Source organism: Mucilaginibacter panaciglaebae (genome assembly GCF_039539265.1).
Classification (GTDB): domain Bacteria; phylum Bacteroidota; class Bacteroidia; order Sphingobacteriales; family Sphingobacteriaceae; genus Mucilaginibacter; species Mucilaginibacter panaciglaebae.
The window spans coordinates 16,047-40,100 of record NZ_BAABCV010000004.1; the positions used below are offsets into that span (position 1 = coordinate 16,047).

The following is a 24,054-nucleotide window of genomic DNA, read 5'->3' on the forward strand; positions in this document are numbered from 1 at the left end:
TTCGTCCGTACCTCCTCGCAATGACAAGTTTAACTCTTATTGCAAATACTTGCCCACAATCGGCATCCTGCGGCCCATGCCAAATGCTTTTGGCGAGACCCGAAGAATAGGCGGAGTCTGGTAACGTTTATGCTCTGCCAGATTGGTTAGTTTAATAGTACGATGAACGGTCGTCTTCTCAAACCCCATTTGAATGATCTCATTAGCCGAACGGCGGTGCTCTATATGCTGAGCCAGTATTTTATCCAGAACATCGTACTCAGGTAGTGAGTCTGAATCTTTCTGACCTGGCCTTAATTCTGCAGAGGGTGGTTTAACAATAGAATTTACCGGAATAATTTCGCGATTGCGGTTAATATATCGCGCCAGCTCAAAAACCTGGGTTTTGTATACGTCGCCAATAACAGAAATACCGCCGCACATATCGCCATATAAAGTACCATAGCCTACAGCAACCTCACTTTTGTTTGATGTATTGAGTAGTATAAAGCCAAATTTATTACACATGGCCATCAATAAAATAGCGCGGCTTCGCGACTGGATGTTCTCTTCGGCAATATTAAACGGCAAATCTTTAAACTGAGGATGCAATGCCGTTTCAAACTGATCAGTAATATTTTTTATGGCGATAGTTTCGCTCATACAGCCCAAATTGGTCACCAGGTCTTCAGCGTCTTTGATGGAATGATCCGTTGAATACTTTGAAGGCAATAGTACTGCCATTACATTTTTAGGCCCCAATGCTTCGGCTGCTAATGCACAAACTACTGCCGAATCAATACCACCCGACAGGCCCAATATCGCGCGACTAAAACCCGATTTATGGAAATAATCGCGAATACCTAATACCAGCGCATCGTGTATCTGGGCGATGTCGCTATCGCGATTGGTCTTTAGCGTTGAGGGATGATCGAAAGTAATCTCACCATTATCGTCTAAAGTATAGTAGGTTAAACACTCCTCAAAATAAGGCAGCTCGTCAACCAGTTTTCCGGTTTTATCGAATACTAACGATCCGCCGTCAAAAATCAGTTCGGTTTGCGCGCCTACATGATTTATATAAAACAGCGGCAAATTGTAGCGCACTGCATTATCCTTTAAAATTTCAATACGCTCCTCATCATGGTTGTAGGCAAACGGTGAAGCAGCTATATTGATCATTACATCCGGATTTTGCTTAATCAGCGTATCCATCGGTCGGGTAACGTATAGCGGGTTTTCTATGGTGTTCCACAAATCCTCGCAAATGGTTAACGCTATGCGTTTACCCTTAAATTCAATGCAGTTAAATTCGGTCGACGGCTCAAAATACCGGTACTCGTCAAAAATATCATAGTTAGGGAGCAGCGCTTTATTGACAATTGCTTTTACCTTGCCGTTTTCAATAAAATAGGCCGAGTTATTCAAGTCCTTACCCTCGGGTTTGTTATTAGGAATAGGCAGACCGATAATGCAGGCGATATCTGTACATTCGGCAGCAATTTTTTGCGCCTCTACCTCGCATTGCTCAATAAACTCGGTAAACTCCAGGAAATCGCGAGCAGGGTATCCGCAGATACACAGTTCGGCAAACACAACCAGGTCGGCGCCATTTTCTTTTGCTTTTTTAATGTGCCTGATGATATGCGCCGTATTTGACTCAAAGTTGCCAATGTGATAGTTAAGCTGCGCTAATGCTAGTTTCATAGATATTACAGGTAGGGTATGTATCTAAATACAAATAATAGATTAATTTTGTTGAAAAGTATAAAATTGATGTCAAGCTTTTATAAGTTCAAACAAATTTATTTGATTTCTATTGCCGGCCTGCTGCTCACAGCTTGCGGACACAGCAAAAAAATTGATGTGAGCAATATACCAATTGACGTTAAGATTGATCGCTTTGATCGCGATTTTGACGGCTTGCGGACAAAACCGATGGAACAGCAAGCGATGTTCCTGATCAAAAAATATGGTATCTTTTATCGTGATTATACCGAACGTATCCTGGAGGCGGGCAGTATCAATGATACGAACTACTTTAGCATACTGCGCCCGGTTTTTGCAGGCCGTGCATATCATGATGTAAAAAATGATGTCGATTCGGTTTACCCCAACCTTAATAAACAGGAAGCTGAGCTAACTGACGCTTTCAGACGTATTAAATATTATTATCCGAAGAAAAACCTGCCAAAAGTTTATGCTTATTTTTCTGGGTTTAAAGCGCAAACTGCTGTAGGCGACGGCTATGTTGGTATTGGGTTGGACATGTTCTTGGGGGCTAACTCGAGGTTTTATCCGGCCTTGATAGAGACTTTTCCGCATTATGTATACAGGAGGTTTACGCCCGAATATATAGCGCCAAAAGTTGTTGAGAGCTTAGCTAAAGAAGATATGTTCCCCGAAAGTGATAATGATAAAACATTACTGTCCAAAATGGTGTATAATGGTAAGATACTTTACTTTATGGACCAGATATTACCTGATGTACCCGATTCGGTAAAAATCGGCTATACATCCCAACAATTAAAGTGGTGTACAGATTTTAAATCGACCATTTGGGCTTACCTGTTAGAGCAGAACCTGCTGTATGAAACTGACGACCAGAAAACCAACACCATGATTGGCGAGGCCCCGTTTACGCCGCAATTAGGCGATCATAATGAGTCGGCACCCAAACTTGGCGTCTGGACGGGCTGGCAAATTGTGAAAGAGTATATGGACAAACATCCTGAAATTACCCTGCCCGAGTTAATGATCAATAACGATGCACAAAAGATTTTGAATGAATCAAAGTATCGGCCAAAGTAGTATAGAAAGCTATTTAATAAAAAGCGTCCGGCAGATTACCTGCCGGACGCTTTTTTATTATGTATAAAATAAATTTTAGTCGATGATATTAAATACCGCTTTCAGCGCAACACCGGCACCAATTGCCATGATAACGTTGGCTACGGCAGAAGCATGTCTGAAATCAGCAAAGCGCAAATAAACGCCTACCAAACCAATAACTATAGCAATAACTAATAATATGTAATGACGTTCTGAATTTGCTTCTTGCATTGAGTTCATAGTACTTATCTTTTTTTATTGCTACAAAAATAGAAATGTTTGGGTAATTATCTAATAATTTAACTTTAAATATTTTGATGTCTCCAAAGACCATTCATTCTGAGTGAAACGAAGAATCTGCCGAGCGATTAGCAGAATTTGCGGATTTTTCACTTTGTTAAGAGAATAGTTCTTCGAGAGCCTTAGAATGACAGAGAGAGAGACAAAAAAAGCGCTGTACAAAGTACAGCGCTTTCCAATGAAGCTTAAAAACAATTACGCAATAAAGCTTTCCAATATTTTGAAACCGCCTTCGGTTTCTAATTCAATGTTATCAATAGTTTTTGGCAACAGGATACACTCGCCCATTTTAACCGGGTAACTTTCGCCATTGTATTTGATGGTGTAAGCACCTGCCAGGCAAACCTGGATTACAAATGAATCCAGGTTGCTGTAGTCTTTACCTGTGCTGTGGGTAGCGTCTAATACGCTGGTTGTAAAGTATGGGCAGCTAACCAGTTGAACGGTCTCGTCTTTTTCGGGATTATATTGAGTTTTATAGTTGCCGTAGTATTTATAGTCGATAGCAGCCAGCGCTTCCTGGGTATGCAGTTCGCGCTTGTGGCCGTTGGCATCAACGCGATCAAAATCATAGATACGGTAAGTGATGTCTGATGTTTGCTGAATTTCGGCCAATAGCAAGCCTGCACCGATGGTATGCACACGGCCGGCCGGCAAAAAGAACACGTCGCCTTCGTTAGCGGTTTCGCGGTTAAGCACGTCCATCAGGTGGCCACTGTTAAATTTCTCCAGGTACTTCTGCTCATCCATTTCCTGATTAAAACCGGCTATCAGGGTCGAACCCGGGTCAGACTCAATGATATACCACATCTCGGTTTTACCGAAAGAGTTGTGGCGTTTTTTAGCCAGCTCATCATTAGGGTGTACCTGGATAGAAAGGTCCTCGTTAGCATCGATAAACTTTACCAGTAATGGGAATATATTGCCAAAGTGTTTGTAAACTTTTTCGCCTACCAAATCGGCCCCATATTGCTCAAGCAGGTCGGCTAATGATTCGCCGTCAAGTGCGCCGCCGTGAACGATAGAAACGTCAGACTTAACACCCGAAATTTCCCAGGTCTCGCCGCAGTTAGGCAAGTTGCCAAAATCTTTATGCAGATAGGTGCGGATTTTTTGTCCACCCCAGATCTTGTCTTTAAATATGGTTTTGAATTTTAACGGATATAATGTTTTAGACATGATTGCTATAAATTTACTGACAAAGGTATCAGTTAAATATGAAACCTGAAATGCAGATTTAATTTAATGACTTTTGAGGTAACAAATATTGAACCTAAACAAAAAAGTGTTATTTTAATCACGATGCCATTTCTCTATAAAACAATTACAATCTTTGTCATAGGACTCATTAGTTGTAGCAGCGCAGATGCACAACACACGATATTGATCGATTTTCAACCTTCAAAGGTTAAAGTACAAAACTGCTTATATAATAATATAACTTTATTAGATGCTCGGGCTACCACAAAAAACTTGGGCTTAGTTGAAACGGGAGTTTTTAACAGAGATGCCTGCGTAGCAACAAAGACTCCTCTAGGTATACAGTTTCAAAATATTTTGGCTTACTCGGCAGACCAAAATGCGAAATCCGGAGAACTTTTATTTAGGTTAGAAAGAATCACCTATGCCGAGCGCCATACAACATGGCGTGAAACCGGCTTTTTTATTTTGCAAGCAGCGATTTACGCAAAGAGAAATAATACCTTTCTATTGCTTGACAAGATAGATACCGTTGCGGCTATATCGTCTACAATTGATGTAACGCACCCGGTTTTTAAGCTATCAAATAAGATTATATCAGATTTTATCGTAAGAAATTTAACAAAAGAGCCTGAAATTAGTGAACCGCACAGCTACGCTGAGTTGTTTCAAAACCAGGATAAAATGGTGTTTTCAAATTACGATATTGATAGTGTGCCACGACCAAAGGCACATTCGGCTGTATCTACTACAGAAACGGTTGCCTATACAGGAACTTTCTTAATATTGATGTTAATAGCATCACATATGAAAAAATAGAAAAGCCGGCTTCAACAACCGGCTTTTTTTATTTGAAGTGGATATAAATTACTTACCCAACTTAATTCTCAAATTCTCGTCAATAGCTTCCAAAAACTCTTCAGTATACAGGTAATCTGTACCGTGCTCCACTTTCGGCTTGATGGTAATGGCTAAGTCTTTGGTCATTTTGCCGCTTTCAACCGTTTCAATACAAACCCGCTCTAAAGTATGGCAAAAGTCAATTAACTCCTGGTTGTCATCCAGTTTACCACGGAACTCTAAACCACGGGTCCAGGCAAAAATAGAGGCAATAGGGTTAGTTGAGGTAGGGCGTCCAGCCTGATGCTCGCGGTAGTGACGGGTTACCGTACCGTGCGCAGCTTCGGCTTCCATAACGGTGCCATCCGGAGTAACCAGGGTAGACGTCATTAAACCTAATGAACCAAAACCTTGCGCTACTGTGTCAGACTGTACGTCGCCGTCATAATTTTTACAAGCCCAAACAAAGTTGCCATTCCATTTCAACGCAGAGGCCACCATGTCGTCAATCAGGCGGTGTTCGTAAACGATGCCCAGCTCGTCAAATTTAGCTTTGTAATCGTTTTGGTAGATCTCTTCAAAGATATCTTTGAAGCGGCCGTCGTATTTTTTAAGGATAGTATTTTTTGTAGATAGGTATAGCGGCCAGCCCTTCATGATTGCCTGGTTAAAGCAAGCATGGGCAAAACCGCGGATAGACTCATCGGTGTTATACATGGTCAACGCGACACCATCACCTTTAAAGTTAAATACTTCGTATGACTGTACTTCGCCGCCATCTTCAGGGGTAAAGGTTACGGTTAATTTACCTTTGCCTTTGGTCAAAAAGTCGGTAGCGCGGTATTGGTCGCCATAAGCATGACGGCCGATGCAGATAGGAGCAGTCCAGTTGGGTACCAGGCGTGGCACATTGCTCATCACAATTGGTTCGCGAAAAACCGTACCATCCAGAATATTACGAATGGTGCCGTTTGGCGATTTCCACATTTGTTTCAGATTAAACTCTTTAACACGAGCCTCGTCAGGAGTAATGGTAGCGCATTTAATACCTACACCATATTGTTTAATGGCGTTAGCGGCATCAACGGTTACTTGGTCATTGGTTTCATCACGATACTCTAAACCAAGATCATAATATTTTATATCAAGATCCAGGTACGGCACTATCAGTTTGTCTTTAATAAACTTCCAGATAATGCGGGTCATTTCGTCGCCATCCAGTTCGACTACCGGATTATTTACTTTAATTTTTGACATACCAGGTATTTGTTTTTTTAGTGGCACCAAAGATATAAAATACAGTGTATCAATAATTGCATGGCATTGTAAAATAGTGGTTAATTTTAAATAATTTAGAAGCGGATATGGTTTTTGTCGCCAATCCTGATAAATTTAACCAATGAATAAGCCGCTAATAAGTATAAACCTGACAGCGGGCTTTGTAGATTATAAATTATAGCCCCCGGATATTTGATGAATAACTATTTCAAAAGATTTTTTTTGCTGGTGATTGTTGTATTGGCTGCCAATATGGTTAAGGCACAAACCGGATATGATTATGCGCAATATGACCTCGGCCTGGGCCTGGATTTTAACAAACCCTATACTGACGCACAAAATATAACCAACACCCGCTCGGGGCGTTTAACGTTTAATTACAATGTGAGTCCGTTTGTTAATTACATTATAGAGGTGCAAACCGGCACTTTACGTGGAGGCGATTCTGTACTTACCACCTCTGGCAGGCAGTTTACTAATAATTTTAATGCGGTAATGATGAGAGGGCAACTGCAGTTTGGCGAAATAATTGATTACTCGCAAGGGGGGATGGCCAGCGCATTTAAAAATTTGTATGTTTCATCGGGTATTGGTTTTATGATCAATCACATTACTGAAATTAATCGTGCATCCGTAAAAGTTCCGGGATTCTATACAGCCGGCGAGAATAACTCCAATCAATTAGTAATACCGGCCCGTATAGGATATGAATTTAAGTTTTATAATAAATATGGCGAACCCGGTTTTAAAATAGACCTGGGTTACCAGTACAATTTTATTTTAGGGGACGGATTGGACGGTTTTACAGCCGGTAAACAAAAGGATTCGTACGATCAGCTATCTATAGGGTTTAAGTTTGCCGTTGGTGGCGTAGCTACATATCGAAAACAAATCTCTAATTAACCGCAATTTTGTGGTTGATTAGTTTTTTGGCAGGGTTTTTTCTATAAATAATTTTAAAGCAATAAACCTATGAACAAGAACGATCCATTTAACAATGACGACGCCGACAGGGATAGAACCCTGAAAGACGATTTGGGTGAAACCATTGACAAAGAGCAATTGCGTTTTAACGAGGAGAGTAATAGTTACGAAATAGATGTACCCAGCGATGACCCGGACTATGACCATCCAGATCCATACAACACGGCCCCAAAAGTCGGTGACGACTTTGATTCAACTTATGATGAAGCTAACCCATTTGATGCAGTGGATGAATATATCCCTAATGAATCATTAGAAACAGATGTCGATCAGTTAGGTATGCATTTGGATGACGGCGATATTGTAAACGTTGACCCGATTGACGAAGATCTGGCCCATACTCCTGAAGATGACCGCGATGATCTTGATGAAGAAGGTTATCCAAAAAACGATTTGCCTGACGACATCAGGCGTTAATAAGAAGAGGCTGATAGCGATATCAGCCTCCTTTGTCACTTTATCTTTACCAGTTCGAGCCGGCTGGCAGTATAGGTTTTTCCGTTAGCCGAATCATGTAACCGGTGATCAACAATGAGCCAGATCATGGACACCGCTGTTTCATTTAAAATTTCAACCGGCGTATTTGCATCCCTGAAAAACGGATCCTCATCAAACGTAATATAAGTCTTACCGGCATCTTTAGTCACCGTATAGTTATAATTGTTAGGTTCAGGGTGTTCAGAAGGGGTTAATTTAAAGGCAGCGACATTCTTCAACGAGTCGAAAGTGATCGAATAATAAAATGGATCTGCAGCGGCACTACTTTGCAATACCCCAAGCTGGCTGTAAATTTCGGCGGTATTGCTTTTACAAAACCAGAAGCCTGTAATAGGCGGACGATCTTTTTTGGCGGTGTCAGTGTTTCGGGTGGTGTCTCTTGATCCGGGAAGCGTGTTATCTGCGTTAGCTATGTAATCTTTATCGCCCGGTAATATCGGCGGATCGAGTTTACATGCAGCTATGATGCAGCAGTATAGTATCGCTATAAAAAGTAGATACCTGTGTTTCATACCAGCGCTTATAAGAGTTTTTAAATGTAATTACTTATAAACGTATAAAACTGTTTATTGGTTGCCTTATTACTCAGAAATGTGAGTTTCAAGTCTAATCAAAATCCAGATTGAAGCGCTGGCGAAGCTCAGCCAGTTTCGGGTTTTTAGTAGCCATATACTGATATTTTTCGAGGCTGGTATAAGGGCGCTTTACGCGCACCTGCTCGTCAACGCGGGTATTCACTTCTATGTCGTAATTGTTCAAAGCCTTCCGTAGATAGTTCATCAGTTGCGGCTTTTCATCGCGGAAAGACTGATCTAACATTTTGTTCTCCACAACCACCTCAAAAACATACGGTTTAAGCATTTTTGGCGCTTCAGAAGAAAAAACGGTAAAGAGATTCATTTTGCCTTCGGCTTTTATATTTGCAGCAAAGATGTTCCAGTGTTTCAAGAAATCGTCGAAGCTAAAATCGTCCTTAGCCTCGCCTTTTTCATAAGGATCCTCCTCATCAACAGCCGCTTCAGCTACGTTGCCGATATCTTTTAACGATGGTATTTTGACAGATGCAGTTGCGCCGGCGTTTGGTATAAATGCCGGTTTAGGACGGTCTTCGGCCACCGGAGCAGCCGTGGGGTGTAGGGGGGCTGCAACAGGTGCTTTTGGCTGTTCTGTCTTTGGGGCAGGAGTATAGGCTGCCGGTAAATCGGCCACCATAGCTATATTGTTACCCGGAGCTGCCGCCGTTTGAGGCGCCGCTACTGTTGGGGTATCAGGTTTTTTTTTTAATTGCCCGGTATCGGACATTGCAGTTTGGGGGGCCGTTGCCAGGTTAAACACCGACGGCAAATGGCACATTTTCAAAAGCGCCAGTTCCACCTGCAATCGCTGGTTTTTGCTCAGCTTATAATTCAGGTCGCACTGGTTAGCTATGTTCAATGCCGATATCAGGAACGACACACTTGCTGCCTGCGACTGCTGTAAATACTTGGCTTTAATACCTTCGCTTACTTCCAGTAGTTTTACCGTTGCGGTATCTTTGGTAACCAGCAGGTTTCGGAAATGCTCTGACAATCCGGAGATAAAGTGTGCACCGTCAAAACCTTTGGATAAGATCTCATCAAAATATAATAGCGTTTTGGCTGTGTTTTCGGTCAGCAGGCTTTCGGTGATGTTAAAATAGTAGTCGTAGTCAAGAATGTTCAGGTTATCAATGGCTGCGCGATAGGTAACATCGGCACCCGAGAAACTAACAATTTGGTCGAACATTGACAGTGCATCACGTAAGCCACCATCAGCTTTTTGAGCGATGATGTGCAAACCGTCGTCTTCATACTTGATGTCCTCTTTTTTTGCGATTGATGCCAGGTGATTGGCCATATCCTCTACACGGATACGGTTAAAATCAAATATCTGGCAGCGCGACAGGATGGTAGGCAGTATTTTGTGCTTCTCGGTGGTAGCCAATATAAATATGGCGTAATGAGGCGGCTCTTCAAGTGTTTTCAAAAAGGCGTTAAACGCCGCTTGCGACAACATGTGCACCTCATCAATGATATACACTTTGTAACGCGCACCCTGTGGCGGTATGCGTACCTGCTCAATCAGGCTTCTTATGTCGTCGACCGAGTTATTGGATGCCGCATCCAGCTCATGTATATTAAATGAGTTGCCATTTTGAAATGAAAGGCAGCTTGGGCAGGTGCCGCAGGCCTCACCATTGGGCTGTAAGTTTTCGCAATTGATGGTTTTGGCAAGGATACGCGCACAGGTAGTTTTACCTACACCACGCGGGCCACAGAACAAAAACGCCTGCGCCAGCTGGTTATTTTTGATGGCGTTTTTTAGGGTGTTTGTAATATGTTGCTGACCGACAACGGTTTCGAAAGTAACCGGGCGGTATTTACGTGCCGAAACAATGAAATTATCCACAGCTACTAAGGTAGCAAGAAATTGCGGCACCTAAAAGGGCGCGAGCGGATTGTTGAAAAATGCTGACAGAGTTGCGCCAGAAAGCAAAGGACGGAGATGTCATCCTTATGCTATAACAATAAATAGAATTACTCTTCCTCTTCCGGTAAATGATCGTCCTCCGGGTCAGGATTGGTGATGTCGTATTCATCGTCTTCGTCCGGTTCGTTCAGGTCATCATCTACGCGTATTTCATGAAGGTCGTCAACGTCTTCGGCCTCGTCGTCAAATTCCTCGTCGTCAAAATCTTCATCGCCTTCTTCTTCCCAATCGTCCCCGGTAGCATCATCTTCATCCGGATGCTGGAAATAAATAGTGTCATATCTAAAAGTGTTGTGATTGACAGATGCTTGGCTTTCAATATAATCAAATTCCATGTCGGTAATGTTTAATTTAGTAGCGTATAATAGACAATTTAACCTGACCTTATGTTTTAAAATTAAACATGTTATGTAGCCTGATAGTTAACTTAATATTATATTAAATATGCTTGCATTAATATAAACTTATACCTACATTTGCAGCCCCGATTTGTCGGGATAAATATTTAAAAATCAAAGTATAACAATGCAACAGTACGAAATCGTGATCGTTCTAACCCCGTTGTTGTCAGAAGAAACGGCTAAAGAGGCAATTGCCAAATACAGCAAAATTCTTACTGACGGCGGAGCCGAAATTGTCCAGGAGGATAATTGGGGTTTGAGAAAATTAGCGTACCCAATTCAAAAGAAAACTACAGGGTACTATCACTTAACTGAATTTAAGGCTCCAGGTGAATTAATTAACAAATTGGAAGTCGAGTTAAGACGCGATGAGCGTGTTTTGCGTTTCCTGACAATTGCTTTGGACAAACATGCCATAGCTTACAATGAGAAAAAACGCAGTGGTGCTTTTAACAAGAAACCTGCAGCTAAAGCGGAGGAGGCAAACTAATGGCAAATGATCAAATTAAATACGTAACCGCCCCTAAAGTAGAGGACAACCGTAAAAAATACTGCCGTTTTAAAAAGAACGGTATCAAGTATATTGATTACAAAGACGCTAACTTTTTGTTGAAATTTGTTAACGACCAGGGTAAAGTATTACCGCGCCGTTTAACCGGTACTTCATTGAAGTTTCAGCGTAAAGTGGCTCAAGCCGTTAAACGCGCACGCCACATTGGTTTATTACCTTATGTTACAGACTCATTAAAATAATCAGCGGAGGTAAAAGACAATGGAAGTTATTTTAAAACAAGACATAAAAAACCTGGGCGACAAGGATGATATCATAACCGTGAAGCCAGGATATGGCCGTAACTATCTTTTCCCGAAAGGTTACGCTGTATTAGCTACTGAATCTGCACGCAAAGTTTTAGCCGAAAACCTAAAACAAGCTGCATTTAAACAAGAAAAAATACGCAAAGATGCTGACGCTATTGCCGCACGTTTAGAAGGTGTTAAACTGACTATCGGTGCTAAAGCCGGCGAAACCGGTAAAATCTTTGGTGCTATCAACACTATTCAAGTGGCTGACGCATTGAAAAAAGAAGGTTTTGACGTTGATCGTCGTCGTATCAGTTTTGATCAGGAGCCTAAATTTGTTGGTGATTACACCGCAATTGTGAACCTGCACAAAGAAGTGAAAGTAAACGTTCCGTTTACTGTAGTAGCAGAATAATTAAGATCTGTTTTCAGATCTTGCTGATATAAAAGCTGTCCCGATTTGGGGCAGCTTTTTTTTTAATATCGATGCGCCTCTCCGACCGTCATTGTGAGCGAGGAACGGGCCTGACAATCTCTGCAAATATGAATTGTTGTCCCTAGTTTAAGTATCGTCCCGCTCAAAAGGAGAATACTATTTGATGTGTGCAATTACAAAAGGAAGTGCCGCAATATCCTCCAAAAATTTTAAACCACTTACCCACAAATAATTCGTATTTTGACAACCCTTAGATAGGGGAGGCAACCAATAATTGCCCTACATTTGCATTTTAACGCATGATACTCAAATCAACTATCGACCGTATAATGGAGGCCACAGATATTGTGGAAGTGATAGGCGATTTTGTGCAGTTAAAAAAGCGTGGGGCTAATTATGTAGGCCTGTCGCCGTTTGCTAATGAGCGTACACCGTCGTTTACAGTGTCGCCCGCTAAAGGTATTTTTAAAGATTTCTCATCGGGCAAAGGCGGTAGCGCCGTTACCTTTTTAATGGAGCTTGAAAAATTTACTTATCCTGAGGCGCTAAAGTGGCTGGCAAAAAAATACGGTATAGAGGTTGAAGAAACTGTTGAGACAGCCGAGAACAAAGAAGAGGAGAACCGCCGCGAAAGCTTAATGATCGTGTCGGCTTTTGCCGCTAAATTTTTCCATGAAAGCCTGCTGGACACCGACGAAGGCCAGTCTATTGGTTTGAGCTATTTTAAAGAGCGCGGCTTCACTACAGAAACCATCAAAAAGTTTGAGTTAGGCTATTCGCCCGACCAATGGGAAGCATTCAGCAGCAAAGCACTTAAAGAAGGTTACCTTGAAGAATTTCTGACAGATAGCGGCCTCTCGGTTAAACGTGAGAATGGTTCATTATATGACCGCTACCGCGGGCGGGTAATGTTCCCGATACACAGCTTTACAGGTAGGGTGATTGCCTTTGGCGGCCGCACACTGAAAAGCGATAAGAACGTACCCAAATATGTTAACTCGCCCGAGTCGGAGATCTATCATAAATCAAACGTACTCTACGGACTGTACTTTGCGAAAAAAGCTATCAGGGATGAGGATAACTGCTACCTGGTTGAAGGTTATGCTGATGTAATTTCAGTACACCAGGCAGGTATTGAAAACGTAGTCGCATCGTCGGGTACCTCCTTGACGGTCGAACAGATCCGATTGATCGGCCGCCTTACCAAAAACGTCACTATTTTGTACGATGGCGATGCCGCGGGTATTAAAGCCGCATTGCGTGGATTAGATTTAATTTTAGAAGAGGGACTTAACGTAAAGGTTGTCCTGTTTCCCGACGGACACGACCCTGACTCGTACGTGCGCCTGGTTGGTACCGCCGGTTTCAAAAAGCATATTGACGATCACAAAAAAGATTTCATCCTTTTTAAAACCGACCTGCTGCTAAAAGAAGCAGGTAACGACCCAATTAAGAAGTCAGAGGTAATACGTGATATTGTCGAAAGTATTGCCAAAATTCCTGATTCGATAAAGGCATCGGTGTTTATTAAAGAGTGTAGTAATTTATTGCAGATTGATGAGCGGGCCTTGTTGTCTGAGCTTAACAAAATGCGCCAGGCTAAAGCTAAAAGGGATAGTCAACAGCCAAACGATAGGATGATCACGCTGGTTGAGGATTATCCGGTAGCCGAAGATATACCACAAGAACATGCAGAGACTTTCTCGCAGGAGAAAGAGATTGTCCGCCTTCTGCTGCTCTACGGCAATAAGATGATTGACTGGGATGGCATCGCCAATACTTATATCGGTCCGTTTATGATTGCCGAATTGAATGATGTGGAGTTTGAGCATCCCGTTAGCAAAACATTTGTGCAACTTTATAGTAAAGAAGTGGAGAATGGTGTGCTGCCAGAAGATCAGCATTTTATCCACCACCCCGACAAAGAAATAGTTGACCTTGTAGTTACGCTTTTAGCAACTAAGTACACGCTGAGCGAGAACTGGTATGAAATGCATAAGATTTTAGTGAGTGATGAGCAGGATAACATGAAAGCCACCATTCTTGGCGCCATATTCCACCTAAAAAAACACAAGGTTGGTAAGATGCTCGAAGACCTGCGCAATGAACTGGCTAAGACGGAGTCGCCGGAAGATCAGGATATTCTGCTTACTCAATATATGCGGATGAAAAAGGTAGAAAAAACCATATCAGACTATTTAGGTTCGGTAATCATTAAATAATCAATGGCCCTTCACAACGACCTTGGCCGGCGCGGTGAAAGCCTGGCAAAAGCACACCTTGAAACGGCAGGTTACGAGATACTTGACTTAAACTGGACACACGGCAAAGCTGAGGTTGATTTAATTGCTTATAAGAACAAGGTTATTATATTTGCCGAGGTGAAAACCCGCACGGGCAATGGCTTTGGCGAGCCCGAGGATTTTGTAGATATCCGCAAGCAAAAGCTTTTGGCCACCGCTGCCGACGAATACATCTATTTAAAAAGCCACGAAGGCGAAGTGCGATTTGACATCATTGCCATTTTATTTAATAACGATACAGATTATACACTAAATCATATTGAGGACGCGTTTTGGCCTCAACCCGATAACTTATGAAGAACCAATCGAAGCTTTTTATTGCCGCCGCGCTTTCAATACTGATATTCAGTTGTAAAAGTTCTGATAATACCGCTAATGATATTTCTTTAAGTCCTGAGTCAGGCACAACTTATAAATCTGGCGATGCTGTGAACGTTAACTTAAAATTAGGGTCAGCTAAGATGGACTCGGTTGTTTATTTATTAGATTCGGTTAAGTTGGCTTCGAAAAAAGACACATCAGCCATAATATTAAAAACCGATACTTTACCGCTGGGGCCAAGAACCATTACGGCCAGGGTTTTTGATGGCGGCAAGAGTCAGGATATAGCAACAAACATAGTTTTACTAGCTGCCAGGGCTCCGGAAGAATTTACTTATAAGGTAGAAAAAGTGTTTCCGCACGATACCAGCGCCTATACTGAAGGTTTTTTATATCAGGATGGTTATATCTATGAAAGTACAGGTACTCAAGGATTGTCAGCAATAGAGAAATTTGACCTGGTAACTGGCAAAGTACTTCAAAAACAAAAAATTGATCCTAAATATTTTGGCGAGGGCAGTGCTATTGTAGGCAATAGAATAGTGATGCTTACCTGGAAAGATAGGATAGGTTACGTATTTGATAAGTCGACGCTGAAAGTTTTAAATACGTTTAACAATAATGTAGGTATTGAAGGTTGGGGTATGACGAACGACGGTAAAAAGCTGTATATGGACGACAGTACGAACCGTATATGGTTCCTGGATAAAGAAACTTATCAGCAAATCGGCCATATTGACGTATATGACAATAAGGGGCCTATAGACTCGCTTAATGAAATGGAATACATCAATGGTAAAATATATGCCAATGTTTATACTTATGATATGATCTTGGTCATCGACCCTAAAACCGGAGCCGTTTTGCAAAAGGTCGATATGTCAAACCTTTGGCCGGAGTCGCATCGCCCTTCAGGATATGATAATACCAACAATGTACTAAACGGAATAGCCTGGGACGAGAAGGGCAAACGCCTGTTGGTTACCGGTAAAAAATGGCCGCATATTTATCAAATTAGTTTAGTTAAGAAATAAGCTGTTAATACCTCAGGTTGTTATATTTGCCTGAATAAACAATAACCAAATTATAAAACCTCTTGACGAATGCTTTGACATTCGCCTCTTAATTATGAAGAATAAATATTTATTGTTAATTGCTGCTGGGGCACTTTTTGCAGCCTGTAAAAGCAAGTCGGACAATGGTGCTATAGCCATCACGATGACACCAAATGCAGGTTTGGGTGTGGCTGATAACAAGCCCGTTCAAGCTATGGTTCATTACCCGGCATCATTCAGCCCTGACTCTGTTGTGTATTATATGGATTCTGTCCGGATAGGATCTAAAGAAGATTCATCGGTCATGTCTATTAGGGTTGATACAATGCGCATGGGCTTGCGTACCATTATGGCTAAAGTTTGGAAAGACGGCGAGGTGCATTTGGGAATGACAACGTTTTTTAAGGTGCCTGCCCAAATGCCTGAACGCTTAACCTACAATGTAGTTAACAAATTTCCTCATGACACTTCGGCCGATACGCATGGTTTAAGTTATGACAACGGCTTTTTATATGAGAGCGTTGGCGATACTGCACATGCCGAGATCAGAAAAGTAGATTTAAAAACCGGTAAAGTGTTAATCCGTCAGGTGCTTTCCGGCAGCCATGCCGCCAGGGGAAACACCATAGTAGGCGACAAAGTAATTGTGTTTGTCGATAAAGACCGTGTAGGTTATGAGTTTGATAAAAATACACTAAAGCCAATGGGGCAGTTTACCCGTAGTGTTGGTATTACCGCCGGGGGCGCTACTAATGATGGCAAAAAGATCTATTTTGATGACGGCCGTAATCGTATTTGGACAATAGACAAGAATACTTATAAACCAGCGGGTTTTATAGATGTTTATGACAATGAATCTCCGGTAAGTCTGATCAATGAACTGGAATACGTTGACGGAAAAATTTATGCCAATGTTTACGGTTTTGACACCATTGTTATCATTGACCTGAATGGTGGCGTAAATCAGGCTATTAATATGATGAATATCTGGCCGTTTAAAGAACGACCTAAAAAATTCAATAACGAGGACAACGTGATCAATGGCATAGCTTATGATGCCCAGGGCAAGCGCTTATTTGTTACAGGCAGACACTGGTCATGGCTATTTGAGATTAAAGTTGCCAAACACCTGCCCGAAGGGATTGCGGCGCCCGAGCCGGCCCCGCAACAATAATATTTAAAAACAAGAAAGCCGCTTTAATGAAGCGGCTTTCTTGTTTAATGTGCAGAGAAATCTTATCTCCAGGCTTTATACTGATTGATCAATCCATTGGTTGATGAATCGTGTGAAGTGATCTCGTCGTTATTTTTCAGTTCAGGCAGTATTTTGCCGGCCAGTTGTTTACCCAGCTCAACTCCCCATTGGTCAAAGCTGTAAATATTCCATATAATGCCCTGAACAAATATCTTATGCTCATACATGGCTATTAAGGAGCCCAGGGTACGCGGAGTGATCATTTTAACCAGAATTGAGTTAGTAGGACGATTACCTTCAAACTCTTTAAATGGTGCCAGCTTTTCAATTTCTGCCGGCGATTTACCGGCTTTCTGTAGTTCGGCAACTACTTCCTCATGAGTTTTGCCATTCATCAACGCTTCGGTTTGGGCGAAGAAGTTAGAAAGCAGCATAGCATGATGCTCGCCCAGGGGATTGTGCGACTGCGCCGGCGCAATGAAATCGCAAGGGATCAACTTGGTGCCCTGGTGTATCAACTGGTAAAACGCATGCTGACCATTAGTACCCGGCTCGCCCCAGATAATAGGCCCGGTTGAATACTCAACATGTTTACCATTGCGGTCTACATGCTTGCCATTACTTTCCATATCACCTTGCTGAAAATAAGCCGCAAAACGGTGCATGTATTGGTCGTATGGCAATATCGCATTGGTTTCTGCGTCGAAGAAATTATTGTACCAGATGCCTACTAAAGCTAATATGGCAGGCAGGTTTTCATTCAATTCGGCAGATTTAAAGTGGTTATCCATGGCATGCGCACCGCCCAATAACTCTGTAAAGTTATCAAAGCCAACGCTAAGCGCAATAGATAAACCGATGGCGCTCCACAGCGAGTAACGCCCGCCAACCCAATCCCAAAACTCGAACATGTTTTTGGTGTCGATACCAAATTTTGAAACACCCTCTGTATTGGTGGATAGCGCAGCAAAATGTTTAGCCACGTCCTGGTCCTTGCCACCGCTTTTAATGAACCAGTCGCGCGCGCTGTGGGCGTTAGCCATGGTTTCCTGGGTAGTAAAGGTTTTTGATGCAATCAGGAACAACGTGGTCTCGGCATTCAGCCCTTTTAAGGTTTCAACAATATGCGTAGCATCAACGTTCGATACAAAGTGCATATTCAGGTGGTTCTTGTAGTGCTTAAGCGCTTCAGTAACCATTACCGGGCCTAAATCTGAGCCACCAATGCCGATGTTCACAACATCAGTAATCGCTTTGCCGGTATAACCTTTCCATGAACCTGAAATAATAGCCTCGCTAAAATCTTTCATTTGGTTCAGTACGCGGTTTACATCGGGCATTACGTCTTTACCGTCAACCAAAATTGGGGTATTACTTTGGTTACGCAAAGCAACGTGTAATACAGGGCGGCCTTCGGTAGCGTTAATTACTTCGCCGCTAAACATGGCTTTTATTGCATCATTTAGCCTACACTCTTTAGCCAATTGTATTAATAAAGCTATAGTTTCGTCAGTGATGCGGTTTTTTGAATAATCCAGTAAAATTTCCTCAAAGCGTATTGAAAATTTATCAAACCGTTCATTGTCAGCATCAAACAGAGACTTTAAGCTCTGCGAAACAATGTCGATATAATGATCGGCTAAATATTTGTACGATTGGGTTGTTGTGAAGTCAATGTTTGGCAGCATAATTGGTTGTGTTTTGAAAACAAAAATAGAATTTAATATCAAGGTGCATATTAAATTTTAAACTAATGACACCGGTGTTATTTCAACACCATCCCGTCTGGCTTTGTTTTTATTTCATTTAATTGTAATATTAATAATGTTTTAAGAGTTTTTATATTATTATAAAAATTTTTAATGAATATATTTGCGTTGTTGATAATGAAATAAGGCATCTATCAACAAATTGTTAACCAAACTTTAAAAATGATTTGTCATGTTTGAAAAACTTTTTATGCTAGTGAAAAATAACGCCGGGAGGGCAGTTGTTAACAATCCAATTATTCCTGTAAAATACCATGATGCGGTAATTAATGAAGCCTCGAGTTCCATTATCGAAGTATTAAAGGGGCAAATGGAAAATGGTAAGCTAAAAGACATGATCAAGTATTTTCAATATCCGGGTATTTATAACAATCCGCTTATTAACAGTGCGGTAAACAAGTTTGCCAATAAATTAAACAATTACTATGGCGTTGAGCCAGCGGCAGCTCAGTTAATTGCTAAAGATCTGATTCCACCCGTTATGCAGGAGATCATGAGACAATCAAGTAGACAAAACACCGATTTTACATTGAGTAAACTGCTCTCAATACTGAGTGGTAACTACGATATGAATAATTTACTGAGCGAATTAGCTATAGCATAACTTTCTGCCTATACCATAACGAGCCTGTTTGTTACCGCAAACAGGCTTTTTAATTTAGGGGAAGGTTTACTCATCGCTATTGTTATATTTGCTACCATGACTAAAGAACAGATCCAGGATTTAAGGGATAGATTAATTTCCCTGAGGAGGCATCTTTGACATCGACAAGAAGCTCGATGCACTACAAAAAGAACAAGAAATAACCGTAGGCCCGAGTTTTTGGGACCATCCCAAAGAGGCCGAAAAGGTTTTAGCTTCCATCAAAACTAAGAAAGTTTGGACAGATGAGTATCAGCGCGTATCGTCAGTGATTGATGATACAGGGGTGTTGTTTGAATTTTTTCAGAGTGGCGATGCTACTGAGGCCGAAATGCAGGAACAATTTAACCTTGCTGTAAAAGCTGTTGAGGACCTGGAGTTCAAAAATATGCTTTCGGCCGAAGAAGATCAGCTGAATGCCGTATTGCAGATCACAGCAGGGGCCGGCGGTACTGAAAGCTGCGACTGGGCCGGTATGCTGATGCGCATGTATGTAATGTGGGGCGAAAAGAACGGCTACAAAGTTTCTGAGCAGGATTTTCAGGAGGGCGATGTTGCCGGAGTTAAAACCGTTACCCTGCAATTTGAAGGCGAGTTTGCTTATGGATACCTGAAAGGCGAGAACGGCGTACACCGTTTAGTGCGTATATCGCCGTTCGATTCCAACGCGAAACGCCACACCTCATTTGCTTCCGTTTATGTTTATCCTTTGGTAGATGATACCATCGAGATTGAAATTAATCCGGCTGACGTGGAGTTTGAAACCTTCCGCTCGGGCGGTGCCGGTGGGCAAAACGTGAACAAGGTAGAAACGGCGGTGCGTTTATATCACAAGCCATCAGGCATTATTATTAAAAACCAGGAGTCGCGCTCGCAGTTGCAGAATAAAGATAACGCTATGCGCCTGTTGAAATCGCAGTTATACGAGATCGAGATGCGCAAGCGAATGGAAGAGGTAAACCGTATTGAGGGCAACAAAAAGAAAATAGAATGGGGCTCGCAGATACGCAACTACGTACTGCACCCATACAAACTGGTAAAAGACCTACGCACCGACTACGAAACATCAAACGCCGCAGCAGTGCTGGACGGCGATCTGGATGATTTTCTGAAAGCCTATTTGATGGAATTTGGCGGCAGTAAGTAACAAACAGCTAATTGAAATAAAGGCCATGTTGATACCAACATGGCCTTTATTGTTGGGCGCCAAACCGGTTAAGTGATCCACGCGAGTGTGGGTCACTTTGAATCAGTTGGATCAACCTGTTTTTGTAAGCCACTTTAAATCAGTTTCTTGTAAACTTGAATTTAATTTGGTGGATCACTTTGGATCATGACCCGTCCTGACCCGTCCTGAAAAAAATTTACACTATACTTGCCGGATTCTCGGCCATAGTGGTCATTTGCTCAGTGCTGGTTGAATATGCTATCGATCTATCGGATATTGGGATTATATGTTAACTTTAAGCACCTAACAAGCCTTATGTCTACCACCAAATCACACTGTATCGCCCTTACTGCTATTTTACTGCTGCTTTGCAATGCAGGTAAGGGACAAACCGAAAAAACAATTAAATCGCCAACCATCAAATCAAAACAACAGGCAACACTAACCTTCGATTTACAAAAGGTGTATGGTATGGGCCCTGCCGGAAACAGCAGTGTTGGCATTGGTAGTTATGATTCTTACGCTAATAGTGACGAAATAGCCGGATATCCGCAGTTAAAAAATAAACCTGCTGGCCTGCGTGATGTAAAAGAATACTGCTACATGCTTGATCATTATCAGTTCATCTGGCAAAATTATCTCCAAGGTTTATACACCCGTGAATCTTTTTTAAGGCAGGTACAAACGCAGCGCTGGCATTTAAAAGACACGGCCTCGCTTTCAAGAACGCCCATTAAATGTGCTATATCTGTGTTAACAGGTTACAACAAGTTTAATGAGATGGTTTATGTAGTGGATGCCAACCAGAACAGCGACTTTGGCGACGATGTTTTAAGAGCCGTACCCAGCCGTTCGCAAAGCAATTTTGAGGATGAATCAATGGCGGTGCCTGTACTTACCGAATATATGGAGGGCAAACAGGTGCGGCAAGAAAATATTTTAATACTGCCCGTGTACGACTCATATGCCAAAAGCAGCAGGCAGGAAGTAAGTTTTATATTCCCTGAGTTTAGATATGCCCGGTTTAACTACAAAGGAGAGCCATACTTTATTTGTACCAACGCTGTAAATAGCGGGCAGCAGTCGGTTTATGTAATGCCTGATATACCTAACTTTAACAGTGCGGCCCACGGCAGCCGCTTTAGTATTGGCCAGTATGCCCGGGTGGGTGACGACCAGTTTGGTTTAATTAAAGCTAACCGCAACGGCAATAAAATAACTATGGCTGTTGACAACGTAAAAGACTTTGCGCAGCCTGTTATCACGAAGCAGGTTGTTAAAAGTGTAAAGGCAAAGCCGGCGGGCAATCCAAACATAATATCGAATCAAATTGGTTTTAAGGCGCCCGAAATTAAGGGCGAAAATATCAACACTGCTGTAAAAAATGTATCGGCTGTTTCGTTAGCCGCGATGAAAGGCAAATATGTTTTTGTTGATTTCTGGGGCACATTTTGCCCTCCCTGCATTGCTGAATTCCCTTACATCAAAAAGGTTTATCAAAAATATGACCGCAGCAAATTTGAGGTAATTGGTGTGCTTGACGAGCGAGATGAAACCGTTACCCGCAATTTGATAGATGATGGTAAACTGGTGTGGCCTAATATTGTAATGGGCACCAATAGCCCCTTGTTTAAAAACTATCATGTATACAGCTACCCGTCGTCATATTTGATAAACCCTGATGGTATCATTGTGGCTGTCGATCTGCGTGGCGAGGAGCTTGCCGATAAACTCAAATCTCTTATAAAAAATTAATACTTGAAAAATCCCTTATCACTTTTATTGTTTTGTTATCTGCTGTTTGGGCAGGGCCTGTTACAGGGTTTTGCTCAACGCAGAGACAAATACTATTTTAAACACACCATTCAATTTCACTTTACCTCAACCGATAGCAGGATGGGCACCGGTGGCCCTTTTATTTATACCGTTCCGGATAGCCAGCTTTTCATAGCCCTTAATTATAAACAGCATAGAGCTAGCGTAGAGAGGAATCAGGCCCCGGTTAGCCCCATCATGCTGGGCGTTAAGCTTAATCCTGATTTGGCCGACTATGGTTCGGCACCACTAACATCCATTACCAAATCCTATTCGGGTTATATTATTGCAGATAGTTCAGACGCTATTTTGATTGCCGCCGGTATCACCGGGGACAATATTAAAGATTATGAATATCACATAGTTGAAAATGATAGTATTGAAGTGGTGCCCTGGAGCCCGATACCACGCCTTGAGCAAAATTATGGTGCCGACCGGCCGTATGGGTTCATCGGTAAATTTAATGCGCCGGGCAAGCAGTTGCTGGTAGAGGTAAAAAACAAACACAATTATGGTATAAGGGATGGTATTGTGTTTGACTGGCGGGTTAACTATAAACCGGTTGTCACCGAAATTATGGTCAATCTGGTGCCCAATGGTACAAACCGAATAGATTATTTTAACCTCAATTTTATCAAAATGAACAAAGGCTATGCTACGCGATTTGATAAAGCCGGCATGCCCCTCAATTTTAAATTCCCGGTAGATAGTGTGGAAAATATACGCCTGAGTTTTAAAAGCCACCCAACCGTACCCTACAGCATTTACCTGACCAAAGACATCAATGGAAAAAGAGACACCACGTTGCTTGAGGTTTACCTGTTAAATAACTTTTTGGGTAATTATTTAGATATAGCCAGCAACAATTTTAATAAGTCGGGTAAGTACCAATTTATTATTCAGCGTAACTCAGAGCTGAATTATTGGGGCGAGGATCAGAAACTGCGCATACCGTTTGAGGTGCTGTCGCCGCCGACTGCCGAGAAAAAAATTCTGCTGAAGCAATTGATGCCTTACATTGTTGGCGCCCTGGTTTTGATTGGTTTGTTGTTTTGGCTGTATCGCCGGCAGGCAAATATTAAACTTGCCCGTTCGGTGCAGGCTAAACAAAACGTGAACTTAAAAATGCGTTCCATCCGTGCGCAGCTCAATCCTCATTTCATGTTTAATGCTTTAACGTCTATCCAAAATCTGGTCAACAAAAAAGACATGGAAGGCGCCAATCACTACCTTTCGCGCTTTGCCAGCCTGACGCGCAAGGTGTTAAATACGGGCGAGAGGGAATTGATCAGCCTGGAAGATGAACTGAAGATACTGGACGACTACCTGCAAATGGAACAGCTTCGTTTCGGCTTTCGATACCGTATAGAGGCCGATGCACAAATAAATCAGGCAAACACCGAAGTGCCGGCCATGCTGCTACAGCCTTTTGTAGAGAATGCGGTGAAGCACGGCGTGTCTGACTTGCGCGACCGTGGCGAGGTCGTAGTGGCTGTGCGCAAAGAAAATAAGAACCTGAGGTTGATCATTACCGATAACGGTATCGGCTTTCAGCCAAAAGCAGAGGCACAAAACGGTAACTCTTTCGGTTTAAAGTTGAGTGAAGAGCGTATCGAATTGCTTAATCAACTTTACACGGGTAGTCCCTTTTCGCTTAGCATTGACAGCGATGCCGACGGTACTATGGTCGTCATTACTTTAACCGATTGGATATCGTAAATTGCAGGA

23 protein-coding genes are annotated in these 24,054 nt (G+C 42.1%); 15 read left to right on the forward strand and 8 right to left on the reverse strand.

The window, feature by feature from the left end; all coding sequences use genetic code 11:
• Window positions 1-36: 36 nt before the first annotated feature.
• Entirely contained in the window at window positions 37-1,686 is a 1,650-nt protein-coding gene (locus tag ABD772_RS06110) for an NAD+ synthase (protein ID WP_345101811.1), read from the reverse strand.
• Between the two features lie 69 nt (window positions 1,687-1,755).
• Between ABD772_RS06110 and gldB the strand changes: the two genes are divergently transcribed.
• Entirely contained in the window at window positions 1,756-2,790 is a 1,035-nt protein-coding gene (gene gldB / locus ABD772_RS06115; RefSeq protein WP_345101813.1) for a gliding motility lipoprotein GldB, read from the forward strand.
• 75 nt (window positions 2,791-2,865) lie between these two features.
• Here the strand turns inward: gldB and ABD772_RS06120 are convergent, their stop codons facing one another.
• A complete protein-coding gene (locus ABD772_RS06120; RefSeq protein WP_345101815.1) occupies window positions 2,866-3,051 on the reverse strand; it encodes a hypothetical protein in 186 nt (61 codons plus the stop codon).
• A 255-nt stretch (window positions 3,052-3,306) separates the two neighbouring features.
• The gene (locus ABD772_RS06125; RefSeq protein ID WP_345101817.1) at window positions 3,307-4,290 is read right to left on the reverse strand and encodes a type I phosphomannose isomerase catalytic subunit; all 984 of its coding nucleotides are present in this window, start codon (window positions 4,288-4,290) and stop codon (window positions 3,307-3,309) included.
• 66 nt (window positions 4,291-4,356) lie between these two features.
• Between ABD772_RS06125 and ABD772_RS06130 the strand changes: the two genes are divergently transcribed.
• On the forward strand, window positions 4,357-5,130 hold the full coding sequence (locus ABD772_RS06130) for a hypothetical protein (RefSeq protein WP_345101819.1): 774 nt from the start codon (window positions 4,357-4,359) through the stop codon (window positions 5,128-5,130).
• A gap of 48 nt (window positions 5,131-5,178) precedes the next feature.
• On the opposite strand, the gene ABD772_RS06135 is transcribed toward ABD772_RS06130, so the two are convergent.
• The gene (locus ABD772_RS06135) at window positions 5,179-6,408 is read right to left on the reverse strand and encodes an NADP-dependent isocitrate dehydrogenase (RefSeq protein ID WP_345101821.1); all 1,230 of its coding nucleotides are present in this window, start codon (window positions 6,406-6,408) and stop codon (window positions 5,179-5,181) included.
• A 216-nt stretch (window positions 6,409-6,624) separates the two neighbouring features.
• Between ABD772_RS06135 and ABD772_RS06140 the strand changes: the two genes are divergently transcribed.
• Window positions 6,625-7,332 carry a hypothetical protein gene (locus tag ABD772_RS06140; protein ID WP_345101823.1) on the forward strand — a complete coding sequence of 236 codons (708 nt, stop codon included), beginning with the start codon at window positions 6,625-6,627 and terminating at the stop codon, window positions 7,330-7,332.
• Between the two features lie 69 nt (window positions 7,333-7,401).
• The gene (locus ABD772_RS06145; protein WP_345101825.1) at window positions 7,402-7,830 is read left to right on the forward strand and encodes a hypothetical protein; all 429 of its coding nucleotides are present in this window, start codon (window positions 7,402-7,404) and stop codon (window positions 7,828-7,830) included.
• Between the two features lie 35 nt (window positions 7,831-7,865).
• Here the strand turns inward: ABD772_RS06145 and ABD772_RS06150 are convergent, their stop codons facing one another.
• From ABD772_RS06150 to ABD772_RS06160, 3 genes are all read right to left on the reverse strand, one after another.
• Window positions 7,866-8,423: a hypothetical protein gene (locus ABD772_RS06150; RefSeq protein WP_345101827.1), complete on the reverse strand. Its 558-nt coding sequence runs from the start codon at window positions 8,421-8,423 to the stop codon at window positions 7,866-7,868.
• 94 nt (window positions 8,424-8,517) lie between these two features.
• Entirely contained in the window at window positions 8,518-10,338 is a 1,821-nt protein-coding gene (locus tag ABD772_RS06155) for a DNA polymerase III subunit gamma/tau (protein ID WP_345101829.1), read from the reverse strand.
• Between the two features lie 128 nt (window positions 10,339-10,466).
• Window positions 10,467-10,754 (reverse strand): hypothetical protein, encoded by a 288-nt coding sequence (locus ABD772_RS06160; protein ID WP_345101831.1) that lies wholly within the window; start codon window positions 10,752-10,754, stop codon window positions 10,467-10,469.
• Window positions 10,755-10,944: 190 nt separating this feature from the next.
• On the opposite strand from ABD772_RS06160, the gene rpsF reads away from it, so the two are divergent.
• The 7 genes from rpsF (at window position 10,945) to ABD772_RS06195 (ending at window position 16,910) form a co-directional block, all read left to right on the forward strand.
• Window positions 10,945-11,310: a 30S ribosomal protein S6 gene (gene rpsF / locus ABD772_RS06165; RefSeq protein ID WP_345101833.1), complete on the forward strand. Its 366-nt coding sequence runs from the start codon at window positions 10,945-10,947 to the stop codon at window positions 11,308-11,310.
• The gene (gene rpsR / locus ABD772_RS06170) at window positions 11,310-11,573 is read left to right on the forward strand and encodes a 30S ribosomal protein S18 (protein ID WP_095705209.1); all 264 of its coding nucleotides are present in this window, start codon (window positions 11,310-11,312) and stop codon (window positions 11,571-11,573) included. Before rpsF ends, rpsR begins: the two co-directional genes overlap by 1 nt.
• A 19-nt stretch (window positions 11,574-11,592) precedes the next feature.
• Complete coding sequence (rplI, locus tag ABD772_RS06175) at window positions 11,593-12,036, forward strand: 50S ribosomal protein L9 (RefSeq protein WP_345101840.1); 444 nt, start codon at window positions 11,593-11,595, stop codon at window positions 12,034-12,036.
• 320 nt (window positions 12,037-12,356) lie between these two features.
• Window positions 12,357-14,279 (forward strand): DNA primase, encoded by a 1,923-nt coding sequence (gene dnaG / locus ABD772_RS06180; RefSeq protein WP_345101842.1) that lies wholly within the window; start codon window positions 12,357-12,359, stop codon window positions 14,277-14,279.
• 3 nt (window positions 14,280-14,282) lie between these two features.
• The gene (locus tag ABD772_RS06185; RefSeq protein ID WP_345101844.1) at window positions 14,283-14,657 is read left to right on the forward strand and encodes a YraN family protein; all 375 of its coding nucleotides are present in this window, start codon (window positions 14,283-14,285) and stop codon (window positions 14,655-14,657) included.
• Window positions 14,654-15,715 (forward strand): glutaminyl-peptide cyclotransferase, encoded by a 1,062-nt coding sequence (locus ABD772_RS06190; RefSeq protein ID WP_345101846.1) that lies wholly within the window; start codon window positions 14,654-14,656, stop codon window positions 15,713-15,715. The genes ABD772_RS06185 and ABD772_RS06190 overlap by 4 nt, the downstream gene beginning before the upstream one ends.
• A 94-nt stretch (window positions 15,716-15,809) precedes the next feature.
• A complete protein-coding gene (locus ABD772_RS06195; protein ID WP_345101848.1) occupies window positions 15,810-16,910 on the forward strand; it encodes a glutaminyl-peptide cyclotransferase in 1,101 nt (366 codons plus the stop codon).
• Between the two features lie 62 nt (window positions 16,911-16,972).
• Here ABD772_RS06195 and pgi read toward each other — a convergent pair whose 3' ends face one another.
• Window positions 16,973-18,619: a glucose-6-phosphate isomerase gene (gene pgi / locus ABD772_RS06200; protein ID WP_345101850.1), complete on the reverse strand. Its 1,647-nt coding sequence runs from the start codon at window positions 18,617-18,619 to the stop codon at window positions 16,973-16,975.
• Window positions 18,620-18,872: 253 nt separating this feature from the next.
• On the opposite strand from pgi, the gene ABD772_RS06205 reads away from it, so the two are divergent.
• From ABD772_RS06205 to ABD772_RS06220, 4 genes are all read left to right on the forward strand, one after another.
• Window positions 18,873-19,304, forward strand: a complete 432-nt coding sequence (locus tag ABD772_RS06205) for a hypothetical protein (RefSeq protein ID WP_345101852.1) — start codon at window positions 18,873-18,875, stop codon at window positions 19,302-19,304.
• Window positions 19,305-19,400: 96 nt separating this feature from the next.
• Window positions 19,401-20,490 (forward strand): peptide chain release factor 2 gene (gene prfB, locus ABD772_RS06210; RefSeq protein WP_345101854.1). Its coding sequence is split into 2 segments (ribosomal slippage): window positions 19,401-19,460 and window positions 19,462-20,490, totalling 1,089 coding nucleotides; the frame shifts between segments, so codons are not numbered across the junction.
• 336 nt (window positions 20,491-20,826) lie between these two features.
• On the forward strand, window positions 20,827-22,266 hold the full coding sequence (locus ABD772_RS06215; protein WP_345101856.1) for a TlpA family protein disulfide reductase: 1,440 nt from the start codon (window positions 20,827-20,829) through the stop codon (window positions 22,264-22,266).
• Between the two features lie 3 nt (window positions 22,267-22,269).
• A complete protein-coding gene (locus ABD772_RS06220; RefSeq protein WP_345101859.1) occupies window positions 22,270-24,045 on the forward strand; it encodes a sensor histidine kinase in 1,776 nt (591 codons plus the stop codon).
• Window positions 24,046-24,054: the final 9 nt, after the last annotated feature.